Origin of the sequence: Dyella sp., from assembly GCF_051962475.1 — a bacterium.
Classification (GTDB): Bacteria; Pseudomonadota; Gammaproteobacteria; order Xanthomonadales; family Rhodanobacteraceae; genus Dyella_A.
Window position 1 is genome coordinate 47,940 of the sequence record NZ_JBQCCF010000020.1, and the last position, 23,058, is coordinate 70,997.

Genomic DNA, 23,058 nt, shown 5'->3' on the forward strand with positions numbered 1-23,058 from the left:
GCCGATCAGCCTCGATCCGGTATTGCTTGACACAGAGTGCGGCTTAACTCGAACGTTAGGCTTCGCAACATTTCCTCCGGGGCACCTGTGGATACGCACTCTCAAGATGGCACCGAGCAGGTCAGCCTGGATACGGCGGCCGGGCTGTCATACGACTACCTGAAGCAGCTCGGGACCATTGCCATGACGGCGGCTGGCGGCTTGATCGCGCTGGTGCAGTTCGTCGAGGGTGACAAGCGCTTCTTCGTCAAGATCATGATCGCCACGAGCATGATGTTCCTGGCGGCATTGCTGGCGTTTCTGGCGCAGTACTCGCTCGTGGACCGCCTCAGGCAAACGCATCGGGTTTTGCAGATCGCCAAGCCACGGTCGTCGTATGCGTCGGCAAAGAAGGCCGAAAAAATCTACGAGGGCCTGGCGCTTTGGCTCTTGTCGATCAGCATGGGCATCGCTCTGTATGCGTTGATGAGCGCGGGTGGGCCGGCCTAGTTGTTGCGAAAGAGGGGCAGAGTGCATTGTTCATCGATGCGTGTCTGGTCCACCTGTCTGGCAACTACGACTGGCATGATCGGAGCACCTTCTTCTGCTGCCGTTTGATGCAAGTACCCGGGATTCACACGCGCAGCCTCGCCATCAAGGAAAAGTCATGGCCCATCACTCTCGACTCTGCGCCGTTCTGATCGATTGCCGTACCGACGACGTGGATCAAGCGGCAACGTTCTGGGCGGGTGCTCTCGGTCGCCCGATCGACAGTTTGCATCCCGGCACACGGGGCAACTACCGCATGCTCGAAACACCACCTGACGAACCCATCGTGCAGATCCAGCGTGTGGAGCATGAGAGTCGCGTGCACCTGGACATCGAGACCGACGACATCCCTGCCGAGGTCGCTCGGCTTGAGGGGCTGGGCGCCACGGTGGTTGAGCGACTTGAGCGTTGGGTGGTGATGCAGGCCCCGACAGGCCAGCGTTTCTGCGTCGTACGGGTCCAGCGGCCTGGTTACCCGAAGAATGCCAATCGATGGGATTGAGTTCGCAACGATAACGGGGCGCAGCTAATTGGGTCCGGTTGTCGCTGTTCGTAACCGTATAACGGGGCAGGCTCACTTGCCGGGACATGGAGTGAACCTGTCCCTCTTTCGGAGCGGTAGACCAGACCAACAGGGGGAAACGAGCATGCGTTTGATTCGCTGGAGTGTGGCGCTGGCGTTGCTGGCGGGGCTGACGGGGTGTCAGTCGTCGTTGATGACGAAAGCAGGGGGATCGGAGCCGAGGCCGGCACCAGGCAAGGCGCTGGTGGTGTTCATGCGGCCGTCGTCGCTCGGCGGAGCGATTCAGTCGTCGGTGTACGACACCGCAGAGAAGGGCGACACCTTCATCGGTATCGTGTCGACCAAGACCAAGATTGCCTACCAGGCGGACCCGGGCGATCACTTGTTCATGGTGGTGGCGGAGAACGCGGACTTCATGACTGCGCACCTGGATGCTGGAAAGACGTACTACACGCTGGTGAGCCCGCGCATGGGCGTGTGGAAGGCGCGCTTCTCGCTTTTGCCCATCCATAATCGCGCTGACGCGAAGTACAGCATGCAGTCGAAGGACTTCCGCGAGTGGATGGCCCAGACGGACTGGGTGACGGTGACGCCAGCGGCACAGCAGTGGTATCGCGAGCATGCAGGCGACATTCGCGCCAAGAAGTTCGACTACCTGCGCAAGTGGGACAAAGCCGATGCGCAGCAGCGCGCCGAGCTGACGCTGCCGGCCGACGACGGCATCTGACATTTTTCGCGTACGCAAAACGATCAGCGAAGTGTGCAGGTTCACTGGAGCAAGGAGTGAACCTGCCCCTCTTTCGGACACAGGGAGATACAAATGAAGGGATATCTTTCGTTGGCCGCGTGTTTGTTGGGTCTTGCCGGATGCACTACGACCGTGCCGACACGGCTCGGTCCGGCTGCGGGCACCGGGCTTGTCTACGCCAACCTCCCGGGCCAGAACATCACCCACTCTATTTCGGTGAGGGCGGTGAACGGGTCGGCGACCTATCCGCTGGATATCGTCTACGAAGACGGTTCTCGTGTTGCTGAGACCTGGCTACCCTCGGGGGATTACAAGCTGGACCGCTGGGATGGCCTGGCATTCGGCGACTACGTGTCGTTTCACGTCGAAGCCGGCAGGGTCACGGATCTCGGCGCGCTGGTGCCGATCGCGATCGGCGGATACAAGTTCGTCGTGCTACCGGTTCGCCCGGCCGGGAGCGATAGCGCCTTGCAGGCGGTCCGTACGGAGTTCGCGTCGCATCTTCGCGATGCCCCTATCGAATGGCGTCCAGCCGCGCCTCCACAAGCCATTCAGCAACCTCAGCGCCCCACCGGCCTGGGTCTCATTGCGGACCTGATGACGGCGTACGAGCGGAAGGTGAATCGCCCGCCGTTGCGCCAGCAGTTGGCGGAAGCGAAGTCCAGCCAGGCGTTCTTCGACCTGGCCAAAGCCTCTGTGGCCCCCACAACCCAGGTCGCGCTGACGGACGGGCAGGGCGATCTGCTCTACGGAGCCGATCTTGGGCAGATTCGGGTTCGGCATCCGGATGCTTCCTGGACATCCATCGATTCGGGTGTGCTCGCCACCATTACGGCGCTCGCCCGTCGGGACGACTTGCTCGTAGCCGGATACGACAACGGCCGGATCCGGACAAGCGTGGATGGGGGAAAAACCTGGAATGCGGCCGCTACGCTTCCCAGCGATGAGCCGGTCATCGATATCAGTTGGAGCGGAAAGCACTGGCTGGCCACCACCTTCGGTGCGAGCAAGGCGGTCAATGTGTACGCGAGTGCTGGAGACGCACTGGGCGCATTCGCCGCTGTTCACCAAGCGGTCGCTCGGTGGGGATTCCATATTCGCGGCCAACTGACGGAGGAAGCGTATTACGTAAACGCGGACCCTGATCTTTACCGCCTCGACCTGAATTCCATGCAATGGAGCAAGGTGCCAGCACCCACTGACGTGGACGGCTTCAACGTCAGCCCCAATGGCGATCTGCTGACCGTGTTCCATGCGAAGGGAATCTTTTCGAAGCTTTTCCTTTCCACGGACAAGGGGGTGTCCTGGAAGCAGCACAAGGCTCCCCCGCTGGTGATCGATGACGTGAAGTTTTCCGATCCCACACACGGAATGGCCGTGAGAATGCGGCCGAACGCGTTCTCCGTCACCGTCATGCTGCTGCGGTATCAGCAGGCCGCCGACGATTGGTCCGTGCTGAACCAGCCGCCTGAGGAATGCGAGCACATGATCGACGACGCGAGCGGCAAGCCGGCGTTCTGCATTGCGCGAGGCGGCGCCATCCTTGGCCAGGATGGCGGCACGTGGCGAATCGAGTCGGCAGCTTACTAGCAGGTAGCTCAGAACAAAGGCTCACCTTTGGACGCCGAGGTCGATGGGCACGTAGCTGCCCATCCCCGGCACCTGGGTGCACAGCGGTTGGCGACAACCCCGGATCTCGCGGATAACAGGTGTGGACCGCATCGCCACGCGAAGCGAGAGCGGGGTGCGTTTCAGGCGGCACCTACTCCGTTAGGGACAGAATCCCCATCAACCGGATCGCGGGGTCGATCCGCTGTCGCTGGTGCGAGCTGCTTCCACCTTCGTCATGAATTCCCGGATCGACACGATCGCCGTGGGCTTGCCGTCCGGAAGATGGTCCGTGGAGAACCTCGCGTCCTGATCGCCGACGCGCAGCCAGCAATCCTTCGCTGCCACCATCCGCTGAAGAACGGCATAGGGGATCGACACCTCGCCCCGGCTCGAGATGTGGATCGTGTGTGACATCGAGTTGTCGAAGCCGCTGCTCAGATCACTGGGCTTGCTGGCCGGGAATGATGACATCTGGCCATCGATGCTGATCTGCAGGGCGTTGAAGTTTGGCACCGTGGGATCATCGCTGGAGACCATCGACTGGTAAGACAGCACGAGTGTCACTGACTGTGGCGCATCACTCGTCCACTGGGCGCCCAATCGCAGCGGTGTTCCCCGCACGGCGCCTGGATCGTAGAGGGCGCTCGGCGACGTCTCGATGATCGTCGCGTGGTCGACCTTGGAAACATGCTGCGACGCCGCGCTGGTGGCGCCAAGCTCGTTCATCGCCGTGAATCCGCAAAGCGCCAGCAATGCTGCGCTCCAAATCCATGTCTTCATAGTCCATGCCTCCATGTGCCATGCCTGCAACGGGAGAAGTGTGCGCCAAAGCATCCTAGTTGATCAGAGCCAATCGAAGCATAGGCGCAACGGTTGGTGGTGGCCGTGGCCTATGCGCGCGCCGCCCGCCGACACGAAGCTCGCCAAGTTGGCGGACGACCGGGTGGAAAGAGTGTGCTCGCGCTCGCTTGGCGGGAGGTGGCGAAATTGTTTGTGACAAAAAAGAGTCAGACCGGCTGACATGGAGTGTCGCCGTGCGGCACTCGCCGTTCAGGGCTGAGAGCAGGATCACGATTCAGGCGTTGCAAATCTGTTTCGTTGTCGCTGGCACGCAAGTTGCCCGATGTCTTCGGTGATCGCATGAGCGATTTGTCTCTTCGCACCAGGTGCTCGACTGCCTTCTTTAGACGAGGCCGTCAGCAAGGCCGGCCCCTGCAAGGTCTCTGTCGCGAGCGCAGTTTTTTCCATTCGAACGGCAATTGGTCTCGATCCAGGACTGCTTCACGCTGGCTGTGGCTTAGCTCGAAGGTTGGGCTTCGCAACCATTTACGGTGGGCGACCTGTGGAAACGGGGTCGAACCCACTGGCGGGTGGTGGATAGCGTAATCCTCAATTCTGGGATGCCACGCCGACGGCAGTCAGTGGGGCTGCTGGCTGGTGAACGGTGCCAAGGTCGACAAGGTCGCTTCGTTCAGCGTGCCGAGCGGCCTTAGTGGGTACTCGATCGTGGCCAACGGCGATTACGACGGCGATAGTCGGGCAGACATCATCTGGTCGAACGGCTCCAGCGTTGTGCCCTGGCTCAACGACGGGGTGTGCTCCACCACCACCACTTGCACCTTCACGGCGCAGCCCGAGCTGGCACTGCCGTCGAACGAGAGCATCTACAACAGCTCGCTCCCGAGTGGACTGCAGGTTACGCCATAGATGTGACCGCCATGACGCCAAGGCCACGGTGATGCCATGGTCTTGGCGCCATCTCTCCAGAGAGATTCAAGGCGGTGAGAATCCCAGTACTGCGCTGACCTCATCGACCATGCCAGATGGCGGGGCGATGGCAGAAGAGGTCCCATGAGGGCGCTGTGGGGTCGACTTATCTGCAGCCTGACTATCAGGACTGTACGGCGACCGGATGCTCGCCGTACTTCGCAAGCTGGTTTCGGATCGCTAGCTGCACCGCATCGACCAAAGGGGGCTGGGCGCCCTTCTTGGGGGTTGCTGGCGCAATGGTCCGGGTGAATACCTGGACTCCATCGATCTCGGTATCGATGTAGACGACGAAGACCGAGGCCTTGTTCGGATCTTCGGTGGGTGTGTAGAGGCCGCGCTTGTATTCATCAGCGGACATCGTATTGAACCCATGCTCGTCCACGCTGCTGGTTAATGCGCTCTCGTCATGGCTCGCCATGGCGTTTCCAATAAGTCCACCAAGCGCGCCGCCAATTCCCGCCCCTACCGCGCCGTGCCTAAGCTGGGATTGCATGTTGGCGTAGACCACGAAATGGCGGACCACCACCTTTGAAGGCGGTCGCGTGGCGTTCGATTGCTTGGCAAGGGCATACTGCAGGAGCTTCACCGGAGAAGGTGACAGTTGCTTGTCACCCACGCGCCAGATTCCATATTCCTTACTGGTGATCAGAAGACTGAAGATTTCGTGTTCCCTTTCGCTGGCTGGGCGCATGTCGGTCACCTGCACTGAATCGGACGTTGCAATATCCGGGATATCCACTTTGGTTACCGCGGGCGCGCAGGCGGTGCAGACAAGAGTCAGCAGCGCGATGAGAAGTTTTTTCATTGATCTCTCCTTGATACGTCAGTCAAAAGTTGAATATCCAGCCCCGATGCGTCGAACTGAGGAGACGTCCTAGCTGATTCGAGCCGGGCGAACGCAGGGGCGGGCCCATGTGCAGTCGTTCTGCGACGTGAGCCGGCCCCTTCTGTCCACCCGTCAAGCGCGAAGTTACTTGGTTTTCTTCAGGTAACGGACGACCTTGTTGAGAAGCACGGGCTCCACGGTGCCGGCGGTGTCCGGGGTGGTGTCGCGGCCGCCGGCGAGAATGAAGCTGAAGTCCGCGCCGCCGTGCTGGGCATTGCCGTGGCAGCCCATGCACCCGCCCATGTTGAAGGTGTGGCCCGCATGCGCCACGTTCTTGAAGGGGCTGCCATCGGCGTTGAAGTCGGTGATGGTGTTGACCAACGTGCCGCCTTCACCCTCGGGCAGCGAGCTGCCGTAGGGGTAGAACTGACCGCTGAAGACCTGCAGGTCGTAGTCGGTCTCGATGGTGCTGTTGGCTTGGTAGTAGGTGGCGGCGTCGGCGCCGGTGTAGGTCTGGCCGGGAACCGGCTTGTCGATCGGCTTGGCCTGCACGTTCACCAGCTTGTAGTAGGCCCACGGTGACCTGGTGCCTGCCGGGAAGTGCGCGGCCATGTAGGTGGCGATCGCCTGGTGGGCTTCCTGGTTGACGGTGATGATGTCCTGCGGGATGGCGTGCTTGCGGGTGTTCACCTTGATGGTGCCGGTGACCAGGCCGCTGTTGGGCACGTTGGAGTAGTTGAGCTGCGGGCCGGCGTCGCCGAATTCGCCCTCGGTGTACTTGAACGACTGCCCCGCCTTTGCCGTGGCATCGACCGACTCGATGGCCGGCGTCAACGCGTTCGCTGCCGGCTTGAGCAGCGTGCCGTTCGCGTTCTCCACCGGCTGGCCACTGGCGTCGAGGATGTTGTCGGCCTGTTCGAAGGTAGCGAAGATGAAGTACGGCGCCGAGGGTGTCTTCTGGATGATGTGCAGGCCGACCAGCGCCAGGGTCTCGTCGACGGGAACGATCTGGGTAACGCCGTTGGCGGTGTTGGTGGCGTAATAGCGCACCTTGGTGGTGTAGAAGCGGCTGGCGTCCTCGCTCGAGCCGAGGCGACGCCAGGCGGCCTTGAGCTCGATGGTGCCGTAGGGGAAGCTCACCAGGGTGCTGGAGCCCGGGGTCGGATCCTTGCCGTGCTGCTGTATGTAAGCCTTGGTGGCATTGATGTACGGCCTTGACGTGTTGGTCGACCACCAGCCCTTCGGGCAGACGTAGTCGAAGTCCACCCGGTTGCCCTTGGCCAGAAACAGGATCTCGTTGTTCAACGGTGTGGCGGAGCCATTGGCCACGCCAGCGAAGATGTGATCCAGACCGATCTGACTGTTCTCGTCGGCGTTGATCCAGGGTGGATTGGGGCCGCTGGGAGCCACGTGGGTGGTGGCGGTGCTTGCGTAGTTGTATTGCGGTGCTGCGTCGTAATTGCACTGGTAGGGTGGGGCCATACTGCTGCCGGCCGTGGTGCCCGCCGGCAGGCCGGCGCCCGGAAAAATCTCCACCTTGTTGCGATAGGTATGCCACGCCAGCGGGCCGGTGTAGCTGGGGTCGCCGAAGTACTTGGTGGTATCGGGCGTGTCGCGCGTGCCGGGTGCGCCGTTCTGCGTCACCGCGGGCCAGTTCAGTGCAATGAACTCTTCCCAAGCGAAGATGGCCGCCTGACTCAGCGAGGCATTGCCGGCGCCACCGGGTATGTCGCTGGGTACGTTCGGGCTGATCTGCACCGGCAGGATGTGTGGTGCCACCGTTTTCGATGCGGGGTGGGTGGCTGCGGTCACCGGAGCGACGAGGCAGGTGGTGATGGCGGCGGCGATCACCGAGGTAATTGCGGCGTGCCGGCGGGTGGAGCGAATTTTCATGGGGTCCCCTTTCCTGGGCGTTATGCGTTTTGGTAGTGCTTCCATGCGGTTCGATGGAACGAACCGCGCATGTGCCGTGGCGCGTACACCGTGCATCGGGCACTCGATGACGGTATGGCCACACACCCTCTCGCCACCCTGCTTGCGGGCGGATCGGGTGATGTATGGATGAGAGACGTGGCGCGCAGTCGGCGCTCAAGCTTGCACTGGATGCATTCGGTCTGGCCCCCTGTAGCCAATTTCTTATTAGCCCAAGGCTGCGCACAGCAGCAATAGGAAAGAGTGGGCGCGTGAGAGCTTGCGAGCCCCGAACACAAGGGTGCGGCTGCACGCGTTGAAGGTGCCCCGGCGCGAACGCAAGAAATTGACGGCGAACGGGCACCATCTGGATGGTTGGTGACATGCCATGTCTGATTCGCATCGGAGCGGACATCCTGGCTGGCGCCAAGCCTGCAATCGAGCGCGCGCTCGATCAGAGCAGGTTGAGCACGGCGGTGCGAAAAGCCCCGTAGTTGCCGTCGTTGACGATGCGTCCGTCGTAGTGGTTGAGGATCAGCCGGAACAGCTGCCACGCCGCGACCGTTTGGACCGAGAACCACTCCGTGCCGGGAATCGGATGCAGGCCGCTGAGAATGATGTCGTTCTTGATCCGTGTGCCCAGATTGTGGGCCGCCATCTGGTTGGTGATGACGCCTGCCACGCCGGAGTCGGGATTGTGCGTGGTGTAGCCCCCGCGCACGCCGAGCGTGGTGAAGGCGTTCGTGTCGCCGAACTTGAAGTAATTGCCCTTTGCGCCGTGATGCCCGTACTTGACGTAGGTGTCCAACTGCGCGCCCGGGGTCATGATGAAGTATGCGTTCTGCACTGCTGTCCCTCCTTGTGGTTGCCCAAAGTGATCGCAGCTCAAGCGAGCTGCCGGCGATCGTGCTGTCGGTGCGACGGCTTTGCGAACCGCACTGCTGCACCGCGCCGGCACCGTGCGCATATAGTTGCGAGTTGATGTCGCCGCCAAGGGGCGCGGCTCCCGCAATCAGTAGTGCGAAAAAGCCGGGCTGAATTGGCCATCGCCCAAGCCTCCCCGCACGGCAAGGCGTCGGGCCCGGCTCTTCTGTACCTTCGATCCTCGCCGGTCCGATTCAGTGGACGCGGTGAACGATGAAAGGGCGACGTCACACCCACGGAGTGGTGGTGTGCGGCATGCGCGCCGCGATGCTTTTGTCGGGGAATCAATGGCGCCGGACGGTGGCTGACCTGAGTCGGCCTGCGGATGCTTGTTGAAAGCGCGGCGCGGCTTCGGCATCCTCGCTCGATTAGGGAGGAAGTCCATGCAGCTGTTTCGTCTCGATCATTTTGCGGCGCATCTCAATGAAACCTTCAAGGTAGATATCGAGAACGAAAGCGTATTGTTCGTGCTGGTGGAGGCAAGGCCGCTTCCTCCCACGCCGGTAGCTGGCATGCTGCGCGAGCCATTCTCGCTGCTGTTTCGCAATGAGGCGGCCATTCTTTTTCCGCAGCGGACCTACGGCATGAAGCACGACGCTCTGGGCGAGTTCGGCATTTTTCTGGTGCCGATCGCGCGCGACCGCGGGGGTTTTATCTATCAGGCCGTATTCAACTGAGCCAACGGGGTTAGGGCCGCCAATCCATGCGCAGGTAGCCACCACGGCAATCGCCCTCCGAAAAACCGAGGCGCCGATAGAGGCGATAGGCTTCGCTGTTTTGCTGCTCGACATGCAGGCTGATCGTGGGAATGCCGGCATTGCCCACGGCCATCTGCAGCGCCCGCAGGAGTGCTGTTCCTATGCCTTGCTGGCGCGACCTGCTCGCGAGCAGGATGTCGACAATGCGCAGCTCGTCGGTTGACCAATGCAGGTAGAGCCGGCCGATCGGTTGGTGTTCCTGGAGGATGACGAGGAACGCCGCCGCAGGCGGGTACTGCGAAACGTAGTGACGATGCTGCAGGTTGAACTGGCTGTCGCAAAAGGCCTGCCTGGCCTCGGGTGGCCACGGCGTCTGCGCCAGCTCCGCTTCGCGCGATTGAGCGTAGAGCGCGCGTAGAAAGGCCAGGTCGCTGCCCTCGGCCGCAAGCAGCGTCACCGATGCATGCGGCGATGTCAGCGCCTCCGCCAGCCAGACCGGCATCGCCGATCTGGGGAAAGCGGGCAACGATTCCATCTCAGGGGCGCTGCGGGAACACCCCACTCAGCGCGATACAGAAATTGAGCGACAGGTAGGGCTGCTGGTTGGTATGCGGCTGGCCGCCACCTGCGGGCATCACCATCGTCGCCGGGAAATTGCCACCTACCGGGGGCGTTCCGCCCACGAAGGGTGTGATCGAGCCAGGTGCCGAAAGCGCATCTCCGGATACCGGTGTGCCGTGCCGTTTGCTGGCGTCGCCCTGGTTGTACACGTTGAACCCATGGCTGTGCATCGGCATTTCGTTGCTGATGAGCGTGACGTTCTCGGTGCCGAACGTTTCACCGAGGTACCGGTCGCTCAGGCCCGGTCCCTGACCGACAGCGCAGCCCGCCGAGCCTTGGAAATTGGGCAGTCCATACGTGACTTTGCCGTCGCCGCCGTAGACGGTGCCGAGCAGGGAAAAAAGCGCAGTGTTCTGAGAAATGGGCATGATCTGGCCGGCGCACAGCGCCCAGCCATTCGGCGCAAAGTTGAAGCCGAAGATCTGTATCTGCCCGAGAAAGGGTTCGCTCATGGTGAGATCCTTTTGATCCTTGATCCTTGGTGATCCACGACACAGCCTCGGGGGCTACGACTGGCTCGGGTAAATGCCGTACAGCGAGATGCAGAACCGCACCGTCAGGGTCGGCATGGTGTTGTCGTGCGGCTGGCTGCCACCGGCGGAGCTGATCATGGAACCGGCCGCCGCGAACGGGGTGAGGCCGGAAATGTCGCTGGTGTACATCGAGTCGCCACTGATGGCGCCCAGTTCGACATTGCCACCCGGGGTGCCGGTGGTTGCGACGGCGCTGGTTTCCACCACCGTGTGCGTGTGCGCCGGCATCTGGCCGGATGTGAGCGTGACGGTTTCCGTGCCCGCGAGCTGGCCCATGGAGTAAGTGCTCAACCCAGGACCGGTGCCCTGATGGATGGGCAGGCGGCCACGCAAGTCCGGTAGAGCAAACGTATTCTGGCCATCGCCGCCGTAGGTGGTTCCGATCAGATTGAAGAGCGTGTCGTACTCGGAAATGGGCAGCAGGCTGCCATCGCAGTCATGCCAGTTCAGCGGCGCAAAGTTGTAGGGCAGCAGGCGGATTTCGCCGACAAAAGGATCCATGGCTCGATCTCCTGGCTCAGTTGCGTGAAGGGTAAACGCCGGACAACGCGATGCAGAAGTTCAGCACCGAGTACGGCTGCATGTTCGAATGCGGCTGGTTCTGACCGGAGCTACCGATCGTTGTCTGGTTCAGCGGTACCTGGGAGCCACCGGCCCCGGCGTAGATAGGCGTGGCCGAACCCGTGTCGCCATAGAGCGCGCCAGTTGGATTGCGCACGGCACCCGCCTGCGTGCTGTAACCGGCCAGATGCATGTGCTGCGGAAGTTGCGTGCCGAGCAAGGTGACGTTTTCGGAACCCGCCGATTGGCCCATGGGGTACTGGTCCGACATGCCATAGGGCGTGCGACCGCGCAGATCGGGGAGCCGGAAATTGCTGACGCCATCTCCGCCGTAGCTCGTGCCCAGCAGGGAAAAAAGCGCCTGGTTCTGGTTGATCGGAAGGATTTGTCCGTTGCACGCCGCCCAATATTTTGGCGCAAACGAAAACGACATGAGCGTGATCTGCCCCATGTATGGGTCTGACATAGATTCCCCCTTGGTGGATGCGCGCCGTTCCTGGCGCAGCGCGGCGCTACTCTGGCGCAGTCACTGAGGCTTGACAAGCGATCGGCGTCGGGAGGGACAATGCGCCGGCAAGCGTCTGTGCGGGAAGCAGGTAGGGCGGAGCATCGGCGGTAGGCTCGGCCGAGGACGTCACGCTGAACAGGGGGCGGTCGCGGAAGACCGCAGCAATTCAATCTTCGTGAGTGAAACGTTCCAGCACGCGTTGCCGCGGCTGACGTGGAACAGGGAGTCAGGGGTCATGTCCAATCGTTCGACCAAGCAGCGTGCCCTGGCGCGCCTTTCGTCGTTGTGTGGTTCGCCGCGGGTCTGGCTGATGCTGTTGGCCTTGTTGGCCATCACCCCGAGCGCGGCCCACGCTGCTTGCGGAACCTTCAACGTTCCCGATGCAAACACCACTCCTTCGACCTCACCGATGGCGGCAGGCGGAACCATCACGATCAATGTCGGCACGATGTGTGATCCGTTCGGTCTCAACCCCTACCCGAGTGGGAACACCACCAACCCCAGCCATGGCAGTGTCAGCGTGGATGCGGCCGCTGGCGTCATCACTTACACCAACGATGGCTTGGGCGCGACCAGCGACTCGTTCGTGGTGGCTGATGCGAGTGGCAATCCTTTTACCGTGAACGTCGCGATCGGCGCCGCCACCAGCCCCATCACCGTTTCCCCTACCTCGCTGCCGACACCGCAGGTGGGCACCAGCTATTCGCAGACTCTTTCGTCAAGCGGCGGGACGGCGCCCTACAGCTACGCCTTGACCGCCGGTTCGTTGCCTTCGGGCCTGAGCCTCTCCGGCAGCACGATCAGCGGCACGCCGAACCAGGCCGGCTCGTATTCCGCCACGATCACCGTCACCGACAATGTCGGTACGACCGGTACCAAGTCGTACACCGTCACGGTGCCCAATCCCTCTTCGGGAATCACGGTCGCCGCACCGCCCACCGCTGCGTTGAATACGCCCTACAGTTACGACCTCAATGCGAACACGTCCGGGGCGCTGGCGCCGTATACGTACTCGCTGACCACCGGTGCGCTGCCTCCCGGCCTGACGCTCAGCGGCACCACCATCAGCGGCACGCCCACCTCGGTTGGCACGTACAACTTCAGCCTGACGGTCACCGATGCTAGCCCCGGGCCGGGCGGCCCGTACTTCAAGTCGGTCAACCTGAGCATCACGGTGCAGAACATCCCGCCGGTCGCCAACTCGGTGAGCGCGACGGTGGCCTATGACAGCGCCAGCAATCCGGTCACGCTGAACATCACCGGCGGTGCGGCCACTTCGGTGGCCATCGGGACGGCTGCGTCGCACGGCACGGCCACGGCCAGCGGCACCTCGATCACTTATACGCCAACCACCGGTTACGCCGGCCCCGACAGCTTTACCTATACGGCCACCAACGGTGCCGGCACCTCGTCACCGGCTACGGCGACCATCACGGTGTCCCCGCCGACCCTCGTCTATACGCCAGCTGCCCCGCCTCATGCTTCTGCTGGCGTGGCATACAGCCACTCCATCGCCGGTGCCAGCGGCGGTGCCGCGCCGTATACCTACGCGGTGACTTCCGGTTCCCTGCCAACAGGGCTGGCCCTGGCCAGCGACGGCACACTCAGCGGCACCGCGACCGCGGCCGGCACGTTCAATTTCACCGTGACGGCGACGGACAGCTCGACCGGCACCGGACCGTTTTCCATCGGATCGGGAGTGACGCTGGTAGTCGATGCGCCGACGATCCTGATCGCCCCGGCGACGCTTCCGAACGGCACGTTCAACACCGCGTACAGCCAGACCGTCACGGCCTCGGGTGGCACCGCGCCCTACAGCTATGCGGTGACGACAGGCAGCCTGCCGAACGGTCTCTCGCTGTCGAGCACGGGTGCGTTGAGCGGTACTCCTACCCAGGCGGGTGATTACCCGATCACCATCACGGCGACCGATTCGACTACCGGCGCAGCCGCGCCATACACCGGTTCTCAGAGCTACACACTGCATATCGACGGGCCGGCGATCACGGTTGCGCCCGGCACCGTGCCGAATGCGACGGTAGGCACGGCTTACAGCCAGACGCTGTCTGCCTCTGGTGGCACGGCGCCATATACCTTCGCTGCCACCGGCAGCGTACCGCCCGGCCTGACCCTCAGCGCCGGCGGCACCTTGTCTGGCACGCCGACCACCGCGGGCGACTTCAGCTTTACCGCCACGGCCACCGATGCGGACAGCTTTACCGGTAACCAGGCTTATACGGTGCACGTGACGGCCATCGCACCGGCCGCACCCACCGGAGCCAGCGCCACGGCCGGAGATACCCAGGCGTCCGTCAGCTTCGCGGCGCCGACGAATACCGGCGGCGCGCCGATCAGCAGCTACACCGTGACTTCCAGCCCCGGTGGCTTCACCGCCACGGGGTCGGCCAGCCCGATTACGGTGACCGGCCTGACCAACGGCACGGCCTATACCTTCACTGTAACCGCGACCAACACAGCGGGCACCGGGCCAGCGTCGACACCGTCCAACGCCGTCACGCCAAAGGGCGCCCAGACCATCACCTTCAACAACCCCGGCACGCAGAACTTCGGCACCACACCGACACTGAGCGCCACGGCCAGCTCCGGACTCACGCCGACCTTCAGTTCGCAGACCACCGGGGTCTGCACCATCACCAGCGGTGGTGCGTTGACTTTCCTCTCGGCCGGTACGTGCACCATCTCGGCGGATCAGGCCGGCGACGGCACTTACCTCGCGGCACCGACGGTCACGCAGAGTTTCACGGTGGCCGCGGTGGTTCCGGGTGCGCCGACCATCGGTACCGCCAGTGCAGGTGACGCGCAGGCCACCGTGTCTTTCGCGACACCGGCGAGCAACGGCGGCGCGGCCATCACCGGCTACACCGTGACCTCCAATCCCGGTGGCATCACCGGTACCGGGGCAACGAGCCCGATCACCGTGACCGGCCTGACCAACGGTACGGCCTACACCTTCACGGTGACCGCCACCAACAGCGCCGGTACGGGCAGCGCCTCCGCCGCGTCCAATAGCGTTACCCCGCTCGGCACGCAGACGATCACGTTCAACAACCCCGGTTCGCAGAACTTCGGCACGTCGCCGCAGATGGTCGCCTCGGCCAGTTCGGGATTGACGGTGAGCTTCAGCTCGACCACCAGCGCAATCTGCACCGTGACCTCGGCGGGCGCGCTCACGACCGTGGCGCCGGGCACGTGCACCATCCAGGCGGATCAGTCGGGCAACGGCGCCTACCAGCCTGCGCCATCGGTAACGCAGTCCTTCGCCATCGTGGTGCCCGGCGGTGCCGTGTCATTCAGCACGGCCTCGCCGCTGCCCGGTGCCACTGCCGAGACCGCCTATTCGCAGACCATCACCGCTTCCGGCGGGGCGACGCCGTACACCTTCAGCTTGGTCGGCGGCGCGCTGCCGACTGGCGTGACGTTCTCTTCGTCGGGCGTGCTGTATGGAACGCCCCTGGCGAGCGGCACATTCAACTTCACGCTTCGGGTGACGGACGCTGCGACCCAGACGGCCGACACGGCCTACCAGCTGACAGTCGCCGCCCCGACGATCGCGCTGGCACCGGCCACGCTGCCGGGTGGCCAGGTCGCCCAAGCCTATGCGCAGACGCTTTCGGCCAGCGGCGGCGTGGCGCCCTACACCTTTGCGGTGACGACAGGCGCACTGCCGGCAGGCCTGACGCTCAGCGCGGCCGGTACGCTCTCCGGCACGCCGACCGCCGCGGGCAGCTTCAACATCACGGTGACGGCAACCGATCAGCACGGCTTCCAGGGCTCGCAGGCCTACACGCTCGGCATCAACCAGCCAGTGCCGGTTGCCGTGGATGACGCTGCCAGCGTCAACTCGAATGGTCATGTCACGGTTGCCGTGACCGCAAACGACAGTGGCCCGATCACCAGCATCTCCATCACGCAGCAACCGACGCACGGTACCGCCACCGTCAGTGGGCTCGATGTGGTGTACAGCCCGGCGGCCAACTACTTCGGCAGCGACACGCTGAAATACACGGCGACAGGGCCCGGCGGCACCTCAGGCGCCGCGACGGTATCGATCACCGTGGTTCCGGGTGCGGTGCCGGTGGCGGCTGCGCAGACTGCCAAGGTCCTGGCCGGCAAGTCCGTCACCATCCATGCGGCGGCGGGCGCGACCAACGGTCCCTTCACCGGTGCAGCCATCACCTCCGCACCCACCTCGGGAACGGCGGTGGTTCAAGGTACCGACATCGTCTACACCGCGGATCCGAATGCCTCCGGTACGTTCGGCCTGGACTACACGCTGAGCAACGCTTTCGGCACCTCGCAGCCGGCGCACGTTACGCTGGCGGTGAATCCGCGCCCAGTTGCGCCCGCGCTGACCGCGAAGACGATTGCCGGCGTCACGGTGCAGGTGGACCTCACCACGGCGGCTCGCGGGGGGCCGTTCACCGCTGCCAATGTGGTGTCCATCATGCCGGCGAACGCGGGCACGGCCACGGTCCGTTCGTCCAACGGCGGCTACACACTGGCCTTCACCCCCGCGGCGACATTCGGCGGGGTCGCCAAGGTCACCTACACGCTGAGTAATGCGTTCGCCACCTCCGAGCCAGGCACGGTGGACATCACCGTCGAGTTGCGCCGCGACCCATCGAAGGATCCCGAAGTGACCGGCGTGCTCGATGCCCAAGCCGAAGCGACGCACCGAATGGCGATGGGCCAGATCAACAACTTCCAGCGCCGCCTGGAGAGCCTGCACAACGGTGGCAGTCGTGGCGGATTCTCCAACGGCATCACCATGAATTCGGCCAGCAGCCTGCGCCGCCAGCCACTGACGATCGATGGCCGGCAAGGCATGGGCTCGGCGGGTGATCCGTTCCTGATGCCCACGGATGGCGCCATGACCAACCCGAGCGTCAGCGGTAACGCGGCTCCGGGCGGTGTGTCGTTCTGGGCCGGCGGTGCGGTCAACTTTGGCAAGCTTCAGCCGGGCGCGAGCGACAACGGCATCGACTTCACCACCTCGGGCCTGAGCCTGGGTGCGGACAAGCAGGTGTCGCAGGCCCTGACGTTGGGCGTGGGCGCGGGTTACGGCCATGATGTGTCTGACATTGGCCAGCACGGCAGTCGCAGTGCCGTGGATAGCTACAACGTCGCGGTTTACGGCAGCTATCAGCCAGGCGAGGCGATCTACTTCGACGCCCTTGCTGGCTATCAGTGGCTACAGTTCGACGCCCGTCGATTCGTCACCGACAACGGCAACACGGTCCACGGCAGTCGCGATGGAAAGCAGTGGTTCGCTTCGCTCTCGGTCGGCTATCAGCATCAGGCGAAGGACATGATGCTGACGCCCTACGGGCGACTCGACGTGGCTCGCGCGGCGCTCGACGGCTACACCGAAACGGGCGATGCGGTATTCGCGCTGCGCTACGAGGGGCAAACGGTCAAGACGAGTACCGCCAATCTGGGCCTGCTGGCGCAATGGTCGGTCAAGCGCGACTACGGTATGTGGACGCCTCAACTGCGTGCAGAGTTCGGGCACGACATGCAGGGTGCCAGCGTGGCAACCATGCGCTACGCCGACTTGCTGACCGGACCGCTCTACCAGGCCACGCTCAGCCGTCAGTCGCGCAACCACACCATCCTGGGCGCCGGCTTCACACTGCAGACCTACAAGGGCTGGTCGCTGCGTGCCGAGTACCAGGCACAGATCGACAACACGAGTCGCGACAATCAAAGCATCCAGCTGGGCGTCCAGAAGGCCTTGGAACCCTGATGGGGTGGCCGGTGGCGATGATCGTCGCCGGCCGTTCTGCAGAACTCCGCTTGTCGAAGGGGGCGGGCGGCCCGGGCCGCTGCCGTATCGGCCTGCGCAATGGCTTTGCACCATTCCTCGGAGGTCCAGGCAAAGTGGCCCACGGGCGTGACGCATTCCCGCGATCGAACGCATGATCGCGATGTGCCTGGCGGGCTTGCACCACGAAGCCTGCGCAGCTTGGTCGGAACTTCCCCGGAATCGCCCCGGATCGAGGCAGACGAGATCCGGGGCGAATACGGCGTATCGCCGCGTCAGGCTATTTGTCAGCTGGCTGGCTTGAAACTGGCGACCTTACCGTCGGAACGTGCGGGCTGTGCGAAAGATGCTGCCGACACCGGGCCTTGCGGCTGAGTGACGTGGTTGATCGCGTACCAGTAGCAGTCAGCCATGCTGTGGTTGCCGTCGGTGGTGAGGTACTCGGCGGTGAAGTCCACGGGCGTGCCGATGTGCTGGTAGACGGTGGAGCCGATCAATGGAGGTGGCACGTCGGGCACCAGATCTTCGGTATTCACTACGCGAAAGCTTGGCACGGCGCCGCCATTCATGGCCTGGGCGAACGCGACATCGCCCACGCGCGGGCTGGCGAAGTTGTAGTGCACGTAGCTGCGGCCGCTACCCGGCGGGATCGACGAGTTGGCAGCCACGTCGGGCACTGCCAGCGTGGAGAGAGCCGAGCCCATGCTGTGACCGGTGAAGAACAGGCGGCTGACCGCGCCAATGGAGGCCAGCTGGGCGAGCAGCGCCGCGCTGGCGCTGGCGTAGACGTTGTTCCACCCGACCTGCACATTGCCGAAGCCCGCGGCCAGCGCGTATGGGGTTTGTTCCACCTCGGCGTCGATTACTGCGTCCGCCTTGCTCATGGTGCCGCGGAACACCACAAATGCATTGCCGGTATCGTCCCAAGAGACGAAGCCAAATGGCTCGGGATAATCGAACGTATGCCCGAGTACTGTAATCGTCACGGTGGCCCACAGCGGCGCGCTGTAGCTGAAGCCAAGCCCGTTGGGGGTCCAGTTGAAATCCTGTTGCGAAGGCGAGTTCTGCGCCAGCCACTGGTTGTACTGGTCGTAAGCCGTCAACACCTGAGAGGCGCAGATGGCCGCCTCGCTAAGGATGAAGGTGGGCGGGAAGTACATCGGCAGGCTTTGGGGTGAAGCAGTGCTCATGGGACATCTCCTTATGATCCGTCGATGCATTCACGGGGACGACGCCCGCGTGCTCGCCGCGGTCCGATGCATCCCCAACATCACAGCACGTTTCCGGGCGTCCGTGGAGCTGGGGTAAGAACCGAGATCGCATTTCGCTGCCCTCCCATGGCGCGAAGTGCGTGCCCCTGAAGGAGACCCTGGTGTGAGCACAAGGGCGGGGCACCGTTTCTCACCTATGCGCAGCTCCCGGGTTCGTCGATAGACGGACCTGCCGCTCCCACGCACCCCTGCTGAAACTGCGAACTCGGCGTTGGCCGCGATACGACCTGCGCGATGCGCGCAAGCAACGCTATGCTGGGTTCGATCCCTATCGAGAACGCACATGCCCAGTCCCAGCACAGCGCAATCCGACGTTACGCCAACCGACCGCGCTGGTGCGCTCCATTTGGCGAGGCGATGGAGCGGCCGTGCTTGCGGCGTAGCGATGCTCGCCGCGTTCAGCGCCCAGGCCGGTGCCCAGAACATCAATCCCGACGAGACCGGCCGAGAACCCATCAGCACGCGCGAGGCACTGCAAAGCGCCAGGCCGGTGACCGCCAGGCATGCGATGGTCGTCAGTGCGCAGCACCTGGCCACGATGGTGGGCGTGGATATTCTCAAGCGCGGCGGCAATGCGGTGGACGCCGCCGTGGCGGTCGGTTTCGCCGAGGCCGTGGTGCACCCGTGCTGCGGCAACATCGGCGGCGGCGGGTTCATGACTCTCCACCTCAAGGACGGTCGCAACCTGTTTCTGGATTTCCGCGAAAAGGCCCCGGAGAAGGCCACACCCACCATGTTCCAGGATACCGACGGCAATGTCGTTCAGGGGCGCAGCACCGACAGCTATCTCGGCGTAGGCGTGCCCGGCACGGTGATGGGGTTTGCCACCGCGCTGAAAGCCTACGGCACGATGTCTCTGGCGCAGGTGATGGCGCCGGCGATCAAGCTGGCCCGCGACGGCTACGTGCTCCAGCAGGGCGACATCGATAGCCTCGACACCAGCACCGACGAGTTCGCGAAGCACGCCAACGTGGCGGCAATCTTCCTCAACCACGGCAAGCCCTTCAAGGTAGGCGAGCGGCTGGTGCAGAAAGACCTGGCGCGCACACTGGAACAGATCGCCCACGGCGGGACCAAGGCGTTCTACCAGGGGCCGATCTCCCAGTCCGTGGTCAAGGCCAGCGATGCGAATGGCGGCATCCTGTCGCTGCGCGACTTTGCCGACTACACCGCGCAGTGGGAAAAGCCGATCCAGTGTGAGTACCGCGGTTACACCGTGGTGTCGGCGCCGCCCCCGAGCTCGGGCGGCACCACGCTGTGCCTGATCCTGCAAATCATCAAGCCTTACCCGCTCGCCAAGTGGGGTTATGGCTCGGTCAACAGCGTGCACTATCTGGTGGAGGCCGAGCGTCGCGCCTTCGCCGACCGAAACACGTACCTCGGCGATCCGGCCTTCGTGCACAACCCGATCGACACGCTGCTCTCGGACGCACACGCAGCGAAGCTTCGCGCCACGATCAAGCCGGACAAGGCTACGCCGTCTTCCGAGGTCAAAGGCAGCCTCGGTGCACCCGAAGGCAATCACACCACGCACTATTCCGTGGTCGACAAGGACGGCAACGCCGTGGCCGTCACCTATACCGTCAACTACCTGTTCGGTAACAAGCAGATTGCCGGCGACACCGGCTTCTTCCTCAACGACGAGATGGATGACTTCACCGGCAAGCCGGGCGTGGCCAACGGCGCCGGCTTGGTGCAGGGGGTGATCAATCAGGTCGAGCCGGGCAAGCGCCCCCTGAGCTCGATGACGCCGACCATCGTGCTGCACGACGGCAAGCCGTTCATGCTCACGGGCAGTCCCGGCAGCGCCACCATCATCTCGTCCACGCTGGAGAGCATGCTCAACGTGGTCGACTTCGGCATGAACATGCAGCAGGCGGTCAACGCGCCGCGCGTGCACCACCAGTGGTATCCAGATGTCGTGTACGCCGGCCAGGGCCTGCTCACGCCCGAGTCACAGCGGGCGCTGGAAGCCATGGGCTACCAGTTCAAGCCGTTCAGCGGTGGCGCCGTCGAGGCGATCCTGCTCAATCCGAAGACCGGCTTGCTGGAAGGCGCCAACGACCCTCGCCGCCCCGCTGGACTCGCCGCTGGCTACTGATGGGTGACGGGTGGCCCAAAAGTCGAGGGCAGGCTCAGTTCCCGAAAATCTGGGGTGAGCCTGCCTCTTTATCATTGGCCTGCTGAAACGCGATGTTCAGAAGACAGGTCGGTATTGCGCTGCCTTCGTTCGTAGTCATCGCTGACATTGAGCGCTGGACGCCGCCAGTTCCGACTGCATCACCGCGGCCATCGCGTTAGGATGCCCGCTGCTGCGGCCTCGCCATGGCCGCTGCCGCTCCCCTTCCCATCAGGAACGCCATGAGCATGCACTGCGCAACTCGGCGGGGTATCTGCCGATGAACCGTCCGCAGCACGACACGTCTGCGCTTGCCGATCCCATCATCGTGGTCAAGGGCCTGGACAAGACCTACGCCTCGGGTTTCCGGGCGCTCAAGCCAATCGACCTGACCATCCGCCGCGGCGAGATCTTCGCCCTGCTCGGCCCCAACGGCGCGGGCAAGACCACGCTGATCAGCATCATCTGCGGCATCGTCAATCCCGGCAGCGGTTCGATCTCCGTAGACGGCCACGACGTGGTGCGCGACTTTCGCGCCACGCGCGCGCGCATCGGCCTGGTGCCGCAGGAGCTCACCACCGACGCGTTCGAGACGGTGTGGAATACGGTGAGCTTCAGCCGTGGGCTGTTCGGTCTGCCGCCCAAGCCTGAGCACATCGAGCAGGTGCTGAAGGATCTGTCGCTGTGGGACAAGCGCAACAACAAGATCCTCACCCTCTCCGGTGGCATGAAGCGGCGCGTGATGATCGCCAAGGCGTTGTCGCACGAACCGCGCGTGCTGTTTCTGGATGAACCCACCGCGGGCGTCGATGTGGAGCTGCGCCGCGACATGTGGAATCTGGTGCGGCGCCTTCGTGACAACGGCGTCACCATCATCCTCACCACGCACTACATCGAGGAGGCCGAGGAGATGGCTGATCGTGTGGGCGTGATCAGCAAGGGTGAGCTGATCCTGGTGGAGGAAACCGCCACGCTGATGCACAAGCTGGGCAAGAAGGCGCTGACGCTGCAGTTGCACCAGCCGTTGGCGGCCATTCCTGTCGCGCTGGCCGATTACCAGCTGGCGCTGTCCGCCGACGGCACCGAGCTCACCTACACGTACGATACCCAGGCCGAACGCACCGGCATCACCACGCTGCTCGGCGAGCTCGCCGCTGCCGGTATCCGCTTCCGCGACCTGAGCACCAAGCAGAACACGCTGGAAGAAATCTTCGTCGACCTGGTGAGGAGCCGCTGATGAACTGGCACGCGATCCGCGCCATCTACCGTTTCGAAATGGCTCGCACCCGCCGCACGCTGATGCAGTCGATCGCCTCGCCGGTGCTTTCCACCTCGCTGTACTTCGTGGTGTTCGGCTCGGCCATCGGCTCGCGCATCACCTCGGTGGAAGGGGTGAGCTACGGCGCCTTCATCATCCCCGGGCTGATCATGCTCTCGCTGCTGATGCAGAGCGTGTCCAACGCCTCGTTCGGCATCTACTTTCCCAAGTTCACCGGCACCATCTACGAGATCCATTCCGCGCCGATCTCGTTCGTGGAGATTGTCTGCGGCTATGTGGGGGCGGCGGCAACCAAGTCGGTGATCGTCGGGTTGATCATCCTGGCCACGGCGCGATTGTTCGTGGACTACCACATCGCCCACCCGCTGCTGATGGTGAGCTTCCTGCTGCTCACCGCGATCACCTTCAGCCTGTTCGGCTTCATCATCGGCATCTGGGCGGACAACTTTGAGAAGCTGCAGGTGATCCCGCTGCTGGTGATCACGCCGCTGACCTTTCTCGGCGGCAGCTTCTACTCCATCCACATGCTGCCGCCGCTGTGGCAGAAGATCACGTTGCTCAACCCGGTGGTGTACCTGGTGAGCGGCTTCCGCTGGAGCTTCTACGACCTGGCCGACGTCAGCGTGGGCATCAGCCTGGTGGCGATCGCCGGCTTCCTCATTGCCTGCCTGGTCGCCATCGGCTGGATCTTCCGCACGGGGTACAAGCTCAAGAGCTGACACCTCCGCCGTGTATTCCTGGACGGCGTGCGTGGCGTGCGTGCATGGCGCAGGTAGGCGACAGGAACGAAAAAGGGGCCGAGTCGGTCGACTTGGCCCCTGTCCTGGGTCTATGCAGACAGC

19 protein-coding genes are annotated in these 23,058 nt (G+C 63.5%); 9 read left to right on the forward strand and 10 right to left on the reverse strand.

From position 1 onward, the window contains the following. The first annotated feature begins 87 nt into the window (after nucleotides 1-87). The 4 genes from ACTHJF_RS04330 to ACTHJF_RS04345 all read left to right on the forward strand — a co-directional run bounded on the left by ACTHJF_RS04330 (nucleotide 88) and on the right by ACTHJF_RS04345 (nucleotide 3,389). Complete coding sequence (locus ACTHJF_RS04330; RefSeq protein WP_440266021.1) at nucleotides 88-489, forward strand: hypothetical protein; 402 nt, start codon at nucleotides 88-90, stop codon at nucleotides 487-489. Between the two features lie 157 nt (nucleotides 490-646). After that, on the forward strand, nucleotides 647-1,030 hold the full coding sequence (locus tag ACTHJF_RS04335) for a VOC family protein (protein ID WP_440266022.1): 384 nt from the start codon (nucleotides 647-649) through the stop codon (nucleotides 1,028-1,030). A gap of 145 nt (nucleotides 1,031-1,175) precedes the next feature. Next, nucleotides 1,176-1,778: a hypothetical protein gene (locus tag ACTHJF_RS04340; protein ID WP_440266023.1), complete on the forward strand. Its 603-nt coding sequence runs from the start codon at nucleotides 1,176-1,178 to the stop codon at nucleotides 1,776-1,778. Nucleotides 1,779-1,871: 93 nt separating this feature from the next. Beyond that, nucleotides 1,872-3,389, forward strand: a complete 1,518-nt coding sequence (locus ACTHJF_RS04345; RefSeq protein WP_440266024.1) for a WD40/YVTN/BNR-like repeat-containing protein — start codon at nucleotides 1,872-1,874, stop codon at nucleotides 3,387-3,389. A gap of 198 nt (nucleotides 3,390-3,587) precedes the next feature. Here the strand turns inward: ACTHJF_RS04345 and ACTHJF_RS04350 are convergent, their stop codons facing one another. The 5 genes from ACTHJF_RS04350 to ACTHJF_RS04370 form a co-directional block, all read right to left on the reverse strand. Continuing rightward, the gene (locus ACTHJF_RS04350) at nucleotides 3,588-4,190 is read right to left on the reverse strand and encodes a hypothetical protein (RefSeq protein ID WP_440266025.1); all 603 of its coding nucleotides are present in this window, start codon (nucleotides 4,188-4,190) and stop codon (nucleotides 3,588-3,590) included. A gap of 740 nt (nucleotides 4,191-4,930) precedes the next feature. Continuing rightward, nucleotides 4,931-5,074: a hypothetical protein gene (locus tag ACTHJF_RS04355; RefSeq protein WP_440266026.1), complete on the reverse strand. Its 144-nt coding sequence runs from the start codon at nucleotides 5,072-5,074 to the stop codon at nucleotides 4,931-4,933. A gap of 227 nt (nucleotides 5,075-5,301) precedes the next feature. Further along, nucleotides 5,302-5,985, reverse strand: a complete 684-nt coding sequence (locus ACTHJF_RS04360; protein ID WP_440266027.1) for a hypothetical protein — start codon at nucleotides 5,983-5,985, stop codon at nucleotides 5,302-5,304. Between the two features lie 165 nt (nucleotides 5,986-6,150). Continuing rightward, nucleotides 6,151-7,899: a hypothetical protein gene (locus ACTHJF_RS04365; RefSeq protein ID WP_440266028.1), complete on the reverse strand. Its 1,749-nt coding sequence runs from the start codon at nucleotides 7,897-7,899 to the stop codon at nucleotides 6,151-6,153. Between the two features lie 472 nt (nucleotides 7,900-8,371). Next, nucleotides 8,372-8,764 (reverse strand): hypothetical protein, encoded by a 393-nt coding sequence (locus ACTHJF_RS04370; protein WP_440266029.1) that lies wholly within the window; start codon nucleotides 8,762-8,764, stop codon nucleotides 8,372-8,374. Nucleotides 8,765-9,224: 460 nt separating this feature from the next. Here ACTHJF_RS04370 and ACTHJF_RS04375 point away from each other — a divergent pair, with 460 nt between their 5' ends. Beyond that, nucleotides 9,225-9,518, forward strand: coding sequence for a DUF6916 family protein (locus ACTHJF_RS04375; RefSeq protein WP_440266030.1), 294 nt, complete (start codon nucleotides 9,225-9,227; stop codon nucleotides 9,516-9,518). A gap of 10 nt (nucleotides 9,519-9,528) precedes the next feature. Here ACTHJF_RS04375 and ACTHJF_RS04380 read toward each other — a convergent pair whose 3' ends face one another. From ACTHJF_RS04380 to ACTHJF_RS04395, 4 genes are read right to left on the reverse strand one after another with little or no spacing between them, the layout of a single operon-like run. Continuing rightward, a complete protein-coding gene (locus tag ACTHJF_RS04380) occupies nucleotides 9,529-10,074 on the reverse strand; it encodes a GNAT family N-acetyltransferase (protein ID WP_440266031.1) in 546 nt (181 codons plus the stop codon). A gap of 1 nt (nucleotide 10,075) precedes the next feature. Further along, on the reverse strand, nucleotides 10,076-10,612 hold the full coding sequence (locus ACTHJF_RS04385) for a phage tail protein (RefSeq protein ID WP_440262427.1): 537 nt from the start codon (nucleotides 10,610-10,612) through the stop codon (nucleotides 10,076-10,078). Nucleotides 10,613-10,666: 54 nt separating this feature from the next. After that, nucleotides 10,667-11,194 (reverse strand): phage tail protein, encoded by a 528-nt coding sequence (locus tag ACTHJF_RS04390; protein WP_440262428.1) that lies wholly within the window; start codon nucleotides 11,192-11,194, stop codon nucleotides 10,667-10,669. A gap of 16 nt (nucleotides 11,195-11,210) precedes the next feature. Then, nucleotides 11,211-11,720 (reverse strand): phage tail protein, encoded by a 510-nt coding sequence (locus ACTHJF_RS04395; RefSeq protein ID WP_440266032.1) that lies wholly within the window; start codon nucleotides 11,718-11,720, stop codon nucleotides 11,211-11,213. A gap of 277 nt (nucleotides 11,721-11,997) precedes the next feature. Between ACTHJF_RS04395 and ACTHJF_RS04400 the strand changes: the two genes are divergently transcribed. Beyond that, nucleotides 11,998-17,529, forward strand: coding sequence for a putative Ig domain-containing protein (locus tag ACTHJF_RS04400; RefSeq protein WP_440266033.1), 5,532 nt, complete (start codon nucleotides 11,998-12,000; stop codon nucleotides 17,527-17,529). Nucleotides 17,530-17,834: 305 nt separating this feature from the next. Here the strand turns inward: ACTHJF_RS04400 and ACTHJF_RS04405 are convergent, their stop codons facing one another. Continuing rightward, nucleotides 17,835-18,737 (reverse strand): lipase family protein, encoded by a 903-nt coding sequence (locus ACTHJF_RS04405; protein WP_440266034.1) that lies wholly within the window; start codon nucleotides 18,735-18,737, stop codon nucleotides 17,835-17,837. 466 nt (nucleotides 18,738-19,203) lie between these two features. On the opposite strand from ACTHJF_RS04405, the gene ggt reads away from it, so the two are divergent. From ggt to ACTHJF_RS04420, 3 genes are all read left to right on the forward strand, one after another. Next, entirely contained in the window at nucleotides 19,204-20,919 is a 1,716-nt protein-coding gene (gene ggt, locus ACTHJF_RS04410) for a gamma-glutamyltransferase (RefSeq protein ID WP_440266035.1), read from the forward strand. Between the two features lie 298 nt (nucleotides 20,920-21,217). Next, nucleotides 21,218-22,174: an ABC transporter ATP-binding protein gene (locus ACTHJF_RS04415; protein WP_440266036.1), complete on the forward strand. Its 957-nt coding sequence runs from the start codon at nucleotides 21,218-21,220 to the stop codon at nucleotides 22,172-22,174. Continuing rightward, on the forward strand, nucleotides 22,174-22,935 hold the full coding sequence (locus ACTHJF_RS04420; protein ID WP_431635671.1) for an ABC transporter permease: 762 nt from the start codon (nucleotides 22,174-22,176) through the stop codon (nucleotides 22,933-22,935). The genes ACTHJF_RS04415 and ACTHJF_RS04420 overlap by 1 nt, the downstream gene beginning before the upstream one ends. Nucleotides 22,936-23,058: the final 123 nt, after the last annotated feature.

Excerpts from the sequence above, each read along its gene's own strand:
- ACTHJF_RS04400 (WP_440266033.1), top strand. The coding sequence starts at position 11,998 with ATGTCCAATCGTTCGACCAAGCAGCGTGCCCTGGCGCGCCTTTCGTCG.
- ACTHJF_RS04405 (WP_440266034.1), bottom strand. The coding sequence starts at position 18,737 with ATGAGCACTGCTTCACCCCAAAGCCTGCCGATGTACTTCCCGCCCACC.
- ACTHJF_RS04415 (WP_440266036.1), top strand. The coding sequence starts at position 21,218 with ATGAACCGTCCGCAGCACGACACGTCTGCGCTTGCCGATCCCATCATC.
- ACTHJF_RS04420 (WP_431635671.1), top strand. The coding sequence starts at position 22,174 with ATGAACTGGCACGCGATCCGCGCCATCTACCGTTTCGAAATGGCTCGC.
- ACTHJF_RS04390 (WP_440262428.1), bottom strand. The coding sequence starts at position 11,194 with ATGGATCCTTTTGTCGGCGAAATCCGCCTGCTGCCCTACAACTTTGCG.
- ACTHJF_RS04375 (WP_440266030.1), top strand. The coding sequence starts at position 9,225 with ATGCAGCTGTTTCGTCTCGATCATTTTGCGGCGCATCTCAATGAAACC.
- ACTHJF_RS04385 (WP_440262427.1), bottom strand. The coding sequence starts at position 10,612 with ATGAGCGAACCCTTTCTCGGGCAGATACAGATCTTCGGCTTCAACTTT.
- ACTHJF_RS04365 (WP_440266028.1), bottom strand. The coding sequence starts at position 7,899 with ATGAAAATTCGCTCCACCCGCCGGCACGCCGCAATTACCTCGGTGATC.
- ACTHJF_RS04345 (WP_440266024.1), top strand. The coding sequence starts at position 1,872 with ATGAAGGGATATCTTTCGTTGGCCGCGTGTTTGTTGGGTCTTGCCGGA.
- ACTHJF_RS04360 (WP_440266027.1), bottom strand. The coding sequence starts at position 5,985 with ATGAAAAAACTTCTCATCGCGCTGCTGACTCTTGTCTGCACCGCCTGC.
- ACTHJF_RS04335 (WP_440266022.1), top strand. The coding sequence starts at position 647 with ATGGCCCATCACTCTCGACTCTGCGCCGTTCTGATCGATTGCCGTACC.
- ACTHJF_RS04380 (WP_440266031.1), bottom strand. The coding sequence starts at position 10,074 with ATGGAATCGTTGCCCGCTTTCCCCAGATCGGCGATGCCGGTCTGGCTG.
- ACTHJF_RS04350 (WP_440266025.1), bottom strand. The coding sequence starts at position 4,190 with ATGAAGACATGGATTTGGAGCGCAGCATTGCTGGCGCTTTGCGGATTC.
- ACTHJF_RS04340 (WP_440266023.1), top strand. The coding sequence starts at position 1,176 with ATGCGTTTGATTCGCTGGAGTGTGGCGCTGGCGTTGCTGGCGGGGCTG.
- ggt (WP_440266035.1), top strand. The coding sequence starts at position 19,204 with ATGCTCGCCGCGTTCAGCGCCCAGGCCGGTGCCCAGAACATCAATCCC.
- ACTHJF_RS04355 (WP_440266026.1), bottom strand. The coding sequence starts at position 5,074 with ATGCTCTCGTTCGACGGCAGTGCCAGCTCGGGCTGCGCCGTGAAGGTG.
- ACTHJF_RS04395 (WP_440266032.1), bottom strand. The coding sequence starts at position 11,720 with ATGTCAGACCCATACATGGGGCAGATCACGCTCATGTCGTTTTCGTTT.